The sequence below is a fragment of the Vibrio hepatarius genome, from assembly GCF_001274785.1.
GTDB lineage: Bacteria > Pseudomonadota > Gammaproteobacteria > Enterobacterales > Vibrionaceae > Vibrio > Vibrio hepatarius.
In genome coordinates this window covers 1-1,095 of sequence record NZ_LHPI01000058.1, presented here as the reverse complement: position 1 = coordinate 1,095, position 1,095 = coordinate 1, and the positions used below count along the sequence as shown (strand labels likewise).

Annotated in this window: 2 protein-coding genes; both read right to left on the bottom strand. The window is 35.0% G+C overall.

The genetic code is table 11. The features are described from left to right. Positions 1–369, bottom strand: a 369-nt coding sequence (locus AKJ31_RS22200) for a toprim domain-containing protein (protein ID WP_042783047.1), incomplete at its 3' end; no start/stop codon positions are given. Between the two features lie 82 nt (positions 370–451). After that, positions 452–964: a dihydrofolate reductase gene (locus AKJ31_RS22195; protein ID WP_086371372.1), complete on the bottom strand. Its 513-nt coding sequence runs from the start codon at positions 962–964 to the stop codon at positions 452–454. Positions 965–1,095 lie beyond the last annotated feature (131 nt).

The window sequence follows — 1,095 nt, the reverse complement described above, 5'->3', positions numbered from 1 at the left end:
CCCGCTTTCTTGACCAGGTGCCAATACCCATCTTTGTATCAACTCCCCTTCCTGCCCGGCATCCCCGCAATTGATGACTTCAGAACAAGATGCTACCAATTTTTCAATAACAGCAAATTGCCTTTTTACTCCATCGTTATCAATTAGTTTAATGCCAAATTTTTTAGGTACAATTGGCAGATCTTCCAATTTCCAGTATTTCCAATTTTCTTTGTAATCATGGGGTTCATTCAATGTACACAGATGGCCAAAAGTCCAGGTTACCCAATAGCCATTTCCTTCATAAAAGCCGTTGTTGCGTTGTTTTGCACCAATTACTTCGGCAATATCTTTTGCCACAGAAGGTTTTTCAGCTATACATAAAATCATAAGGAGGCAAAGTTAGTAAGGTCGTTGAAGTTTTGAAACCGTTACATACAAAACATTTCAACAAAAACAGTAAGTTTTAGAGTTATTTACGTGTATATTTTTTTATTTCAAAAGCAAAAGCGTGTTTTTCATCAATACCCTGTTTCAGTACAGTTTCACTATTCCACTCAGATTCAGAAAATTTAGGAAAAAAAGTATCTGCGTCAAACACTCCATCTACTTGTGTGATATACATTTCTTGAAGGATGTTTCGCTGCATAACTTCTGCATAAATTTGTCCCCCACCAATGATGAAAACAGTTCTTTCGGTTTCATTTTTATAGAACTCTAAACATTCAGTAAGTGAAAAAAAGACATGAGCTCCTGGTGCTTGATAGCCGATTTGGTGAGTTAAAACGGCATTTTCACGATTTGGCAAGGGTCTAAATTTCTCAGGAATAGATTCATAATTTTTACGTCCGGTTATTACTACATGACCTGTTGAAGTTTCTTTAAAGAATTTCATATCAGCCGGCAATTTCCATAACAAATCGTTGTCTTTACCAATGCCAAAATTTTTATCCATGGCAACAATTAATGATAGTTTCATAATGATCGGTATTGAATAATTAATTTTTTATTTGAGGCATTAAGCACATGCAATAATTTCTCAATTGGTTTTTTCACCTTTTCTTTCAAATGTAACTCATCTGCAGTTTGAATCATACGTATAGGAAGAATAAACGC